Here is a 5,404-nt window from a genome sequence, read left to right as displayed (position 1 = left end):
CCGTTCTCTGACAGCAGGAATTCAACCGTGCCCGCGCCTGTATAGCCGGCCTCCACACAGATCGCGCAGGCGGCGTCGTGGATACGGGCGCGCTGTTCGTCTGAGATGAAGGGAGCAGGGGCTTCCTCAATGAGCTTCTGGTTGCGGCGCTGGAGCGAGCAGTCGCGCGTGCCGAGTACCACCGTATGTCCGTGGCTGTCGGCGATGACCTGCGCCTCAATATGGCGGGGCTTGTCGAGGAACTGCTCGGCATAGCATTCGCCTCGGCCGAAGGCTTCCGTCGCTTCGCGCACCGCCGAATCGAAAAGTTCGCCGACTTCTTCGAGCTTGCGAGCAACCTTCATACCGCGCCCGCCGCCTCCGAATGCGGCCTTGATGGCAACCGGCAAGCCGACTTCCTTGGCGAACGCGACGGCTTCCGCTGCCGAGGCTAGTCCTTCCGAACCGTTGACCAGCGGCGCCCCAACCTTGGCTGCGATGCGCCTGGCTTCAACCTTGTCGCCGAGAGTGGTGATGACATGTGGCGCCGGGCCAATCCAAGTGAGACCGGCGTCGAGTACTGCGTGCGCAAACTCCGCGCGCTCCGACAGGAAGCCGTAGCCGGGATGGACGGCATCTGCTCCGGCCCGGCGAGCGATCTCGAGGATCTTTTCGATTTTCAGGTAGGTGTCGGCTGGACGGCCAGGTCCGAGACCATAGGCTTCGTCGGCAAGTTCGGCGTGGAGCGATCCGGCATCGGCATCAGAATAGATCGCGACCGAGGCGACGCCGTAGTCGCGCGCAGCGCGGGCTATACGGATTGCGATTTCGCCGCGATTAGCGATCAGGAGTTTCTTCATCGGTGGGTTTTCCTGATAAGCGGGTCGAAGGCAGCGATCGCGTTGAAGCGGATGTTCGCTCCGATGGGAATTTGGCCAGCGAGATCCAGATGGTGACGGGCGACGACACCGATCACAGGATACCCACCGGTGAGCGGATGGTCGGCAAGGAAGAGTACCGGCTGGCCGTTATGCGGCACCTGGATCGCCCCGAGTGCGGTGCCCTCCGAGGGGAGTTCCGCCGCATCACGCCTTTCCAAAGGCTGGGCGCCGGCAAGACGCATGCCGACCCTGCTCGTTTCCGCTGTCACCTGCCAGTCGCGACCGAGGAGCGCTTCGACGCTCTGTTGCGTAAACCAATCTGTGCGAGGTCCGAGCACCACATCAAGCGTTACAGTGTTGCCGGCCTTCGGCAGTTTTTTGGAAGTCGTTTGGAAGGGATCGACTGCAGTGGTGGGTTCGTTCGCCGGCACCAGGATGTCACCTGCCATGATTGATGCGGGCCCGACCTTCGCCAGCGTGTCGGTCGCCGCCGAGCCGAGGACGGCTTCGACGTCGAATCCGCCGCGCAGCGCCAGATAGCTTCGCACGCCTTCGGGCGGGGACCCCAGCACTAACTCATCCCCTGCATCGAGCGCGAAGGGTCGGCCGAATGGGGCTGAGAGACTGCGGCCATCCGCGGTTCGGATCGTAAGCGGAGCAGGCGCACCGGTGATCGCAAGCGTTACCGGCCGGTCGGCCTTGACCGCGAAACCGCCGAAGGCGATCTCGATCGCTGCGGCCTTCCGCCGGTTGCCGACACGCAGGTTTGCGTGAATAAGGCTGTATTTGTCGAGGGCCCCCGATTCCGACACACCCTGATCCGCGCGGCCAGGGCGGCCGAGGTCTTGATAGAGCGCCGGACTGTCGGATCGGGTGACAAGAAGGCCTGCCGTGCGGAGACCTTCGGTATTCGGTACCGGTGGTGCGAGAATGGGAACGGAGGCCCCCGTTGACAAATTGCGGAAGCGGACGCGGTCGCCGGGAGCGAGGAGCGCAGCGCGCTGGCGGTTGGTATCCCACATCTTCAGCGGAGTTCTGCCGATAAGCTGCCAGCCGCCTGGGCTGTCGGAGGGATAGATGCCGCTGAATTTGCCGCCGAGAGAGACGGAGCCTGCCGGTATACGCACGCGCGGGCTCTTCCGGCGCGGCACGTCGAAGGCTGGATTGTCGCACGTCATGTAGGCGAAGCCCGGCGCAAAGCCGGTAAAAGCGACGGTGAAGGTCGCTTCCGTATGACGGCGGATGACCTCGTCCACCGTCCAGCCAAGAAACTCAGCGACCTCGTTGAGGTCCTCGCCATTATAGGTGATGGGAATCTCGAACGTCTCGCCTTGCCGATTGCTGCGCAAGCAAAGGTTGATGCGGCATATGGTGTTGATGAGCTCTTCACGGTCCGTCAGCAGAGGATCGAAGCGGACAAGTAAGCTACGGGCGGCAGGCACGAGATCGACCGTGCCCTTTGGCCGCTGGGCGAGCAGACCGTCGAGCAGCGTCAGCGTTGTGGCGAGGTCAACGAGCTCGACCAAGAAGGCATCACTGCCGGCAGCGAGGAATCGCAGGCCCTCAGCCATGGACAAAGGGCTTCAGCTCGATGCCGTGGCCAAGAAGTAAATCGCGCAGCGCGCGGGCGATGTTGACGGCAGCGGGCGTGTCGCCGTGAACGCAGATCGACTGGGCTTCGAGCCTGATGTCCGTGCGATCAATGGCGGTGATGCGGCCCTCGATGACCATGCGCAGCATGCGTTCCGCGACCGGCTTCGGATCGTGGATGACGGCACCCGCGAGCCGGCGGCTGACGAGGCTGCCATCGGCATTGTAGGCACGGTCGGCGAAGGCCTCGCAGACGACTTCGAGTCCTGCTGCACGTGCCTGTTCAACAATCGGTGCCCCCGAGAGCGCGATGAGGACAAGCGAGGGATCGACTGCTTTGATGGCTACTATGACATCGGCCGCCTGGCGGGGATCCTGCGCGATGGTGTTGTAGAGCGCGCCGTGCGGCTTGATGTAGCGTACCGTCGTACCGGCGGCTTTGGCGAGACCTTGCAAGGCACCGATCTGGTAGATCGTATCGCCAATCAATTCCGCGCTGGACGGGTCCATGTTGCGTCGGCCGAAGCCGACGAGATCGCGGTATCCAACATGCGCGCCGACGGAAACCCCACGTCTTGTCGCTTCGGTCAGGACAGCAAGGATGCCCGCCGGATCGCCGGCATGGAAGCCGCAGGCGATATTGGCGCTGGTGACAATGGAAAGCATCGACACATCGTCTCCCATTGCCCAAGGGCCGAAGCCCTCACCGAGATCACTGTTGAGGTCGATACGTGTCATAGGTAGCCTGATTAGCTGATGACCTTTATTGTTGAATAACATATCTTAGATTGTTCAACAATAAGAATCTGGCAGCGAGAGCGAGGGCAGGCATGGAATGGTAACGGGACACATGGAAAACGAAGACCAGTCGCTAGCCGAAACGGTGGCAGCGCGCATACGCGGGCTCCTTATAAGGGGTGAATTCGCGCCGGGACAGAAGCTTTCGGAGCAGCAGGTCGCCACCCAGTTCGACATTTCGCGCAATACGCTGCGCGAAGTCTTCCGACTGCTCACAAGTCAAGGGCTGCTGAAATACATTCCCAACCGCGGGGTGTTTGTTGTCGCTCCGGACGAAGCGGCCGTCATCGATATCTATCGCGTGCGTTCTGTTATTCAGAAGGGGGCTGTGCAAGCTGCGGTCAGAGGGCATCCGGCCATCGCGCAAATGCGCTTGCTGGTAGAGCAGGCTAGGAAGGTGGGCTCCGATGGCGATTGGCGGCAGGTAGGCACGACAAACATGGAATTCCACCGAGCCATGGTCGATCTCTGCGATAGTCCTCGACTCAGCGCCTGGTTCGACCTGGTGTTAGCCGAACTTCGGCTAGTCTTCGGGCAGCTCGAGGACACCCCGCACCTCCATGAGTCGTATATCGATCTGAACGCATCTCTAGTATGCGCGCTCGAGGACGGCGACATTCCAGCTGCGGTTTCGCAGCTGGAAACATATCTTCGCAAATCAGAAAAAGCGGTGCTTGCAGCGCTGCAACGGAGAAGGCGATGAAAGGTGCAGCTTTTGCTGCTCAAGCTGTCGGCTCCCAAAGGTGGCAATGATAGGCTCGGTTCGATTGCAACGAAAGTTGCCGTTGGCTTCACAATAGGGCAGTTGGCGACCTGCTCGTGGCGCGACCTGTGACAAAGGCCGACGTCCCGGCTTGGCCGATGTCCTCACCATCATCCAAAGGGCCCGTTACAGCCGCAAACCCTCACGATCTACGAAACGGTCAACAGGGCCAGCAGTTCTTCGAGTTTTGCATACAAACATGGACACAAACCCGGGGAACGGAGCCAGGAACCACTTGATTGGAAAAACTCCTTGCTCGCAGATTCATAAGAGCAGACGCGTCGTACAGAGACCGTGCCAGTTGCGAGGCATCAAGACATGCAAAGGGCGGCCTATGCCCTATAGTTTGGAAATTTCTTCTGCGAAGAATTGCGACACCAGCGGCGCTGACATGTTTGACGTATTCGGAAAAGACCCCGGATCGATACGGGCGGCGAAATAGTGTTTGAGGAGATTGCAATTGAACATCCAGATTAGAAAGATTCGATCTACCATGCACCGACGCGATCAATTCTGGGAGCTCTTGTCACAGCTTAGCTAGCGCCACCCCCGGGGGAACGGTGACAAAGGAAACTTTTGAGCAACTCTGCGCCTGGTTCCTTGCAGGCGCGGAGGGCTGCGATGGCGCGCTAATTAGGGAACAAGGGGCGCATCCTGCTCGGCGGCAAGCACGCCCCCGAGATGGGCGGGGGGCGCTCGAAGTTGAGGCGCAGATTGTCTCGATCATCGACGGGCATTTCCGCTGCCATGGGCCCATGGGAGCGGAGGGGCATGGCGCAATTACGGGCCGAGCCTGATGCTACGCGTGGGCGGTGTCGAAATCGCGGTGATCTCGCGGACAGGCCAAGCGACCGACCTCGCCCAGCTCACCTGCCTTGGCATCGACCCGCTTCACTGCGCGACCATAGCACTGAAGTCCTATCATCATTTCCGTGCGGCGTTCGAACCGATCGCGCGCGAGGTGATCAGGGTCGACGGCGGCGGGATGATGGGATCCGCCGCCCTATCAAAAACAGAGTACCGCCATGTCCGCCGCCCGATCTGGCCGCTCGACGACATTAAGCTCGATTAGGGTGGAGCCTCATTTAGGTTGTCCTCGGCGAAGTCGAGCGGCTGATAGGCTTTGAGTTTAAGTGCAGTGAGAGCGATGCCAGTTGTAGCTTTTGGAGCTATTTGGGAGGTCCTGGGCGCGTTGCTGTGAGGTGACGTGCCAATCCCCCAGGCGGCGGAACAGGCTTGGCGGTCGCCGGGTGCACCGACCAGTAGACGGAAGGCAAAGGCTCGGGGGAAATGAGCAGGGCGGCGGGCGCAGATGAGGATCCAATTTCGCCCACGACGTTTGCGCCACTCAGGAACCGGACCTTTCGCTCGATCTGGCTCGCGACGCAGGTTT

The 5,404-nt window shown here is 61.0% G+C and carries 5 protein-coding genes; 2 read left to right on the top strand and 3 right to left on the bottom strand.

Features of this window, described 5'->3' with window-relative positions:
- The 3 genes from NKJ72_RS30675 to NKJ72_RS30665 form a co-directional block, all read right to left on the bottom strand.
- The coding region (locus NKJ72_RS30675; RefSeq protein ID WP_352480762.1) for an ATP-binding protein at positions 1-839 on the bottom strand (839 nt) is incomplete at its 3' end.
- A complete protein-coding gene (locus NKJ72_RS30670) occupies positions 836-2,431 on the bottom strand; it encodes a 5-oxoprolinase subunit B/C family protein (protein ID WP_352480761.1) in 1,596 nt (531 codons plus the stop codon). The genes NKJ72_RS30675 and NKJ72_RS30670, both read right to left, overlap by 4 nt.
- A complete protein-coding gene (locus tag NKJ72_RS30665) occupies positions 2,424-3,188 on the bottom strand; it encodes a LamB/YcsF family protein (RefSeq protein WP_352480760.1) in 765 nt (254 codons plus the stop codon). The genes NKJ72_RS30670 and NKJ72_RS30665 overlap by 8 nt, the downstream gene beginning before the upstream one ends.
- Before the next feature lie 112 nt (positions 3,189-3,300).
- On the opposite strand from NKJ72_RS30665, the gene NKJ72_RS30660 reads away from it, so the two are divergent.
- Together NKJ72_RS30660 and NKJ72_RS30655 are read left to right on the top strand one after the other, a co-directional pair.
- On the top strand, positions 3,301-3,951 hold the full coding sequence (locus NKJ72_RS30660) for a GntR family transcriptional regulator (RefSeq protein ID WP_352480759.1): 651 nt from the start codon (positions 3,301-3,303) through the stop codon (positions 3,949-3,951).
- 802 nt (positions 3,952-4,753) lie between these two features.
- Positions 4,754-5,083, top strand: a complete 330-nt coding sequence (locus tag NKJ72_RS30655) for an MlrC C-terminal domain-containing protein (protein ID WP_352480763.1) — start codon at positions 4,754-4,756, stop codon at positions 5,081-5,083.
- The last annotated feature ends 321 nt before the right edge of the window (positions 5,084-5,404 follow it).

Origin of the sequence: Mesorhizobium sp. M0045 (assembly GCF_040323385.1) — a bacterium.
In the GTDB taxonomy this organism is placed as follows: domain Bacteria; phylum Pseudomonadota; class Alphaproteobacteria; order Rhizobiales; family Rhizobiaceae; genus Mesorhizobium.
This window is presented reverse-complemented; position numbering and strand designations above follow the sequence as displayed.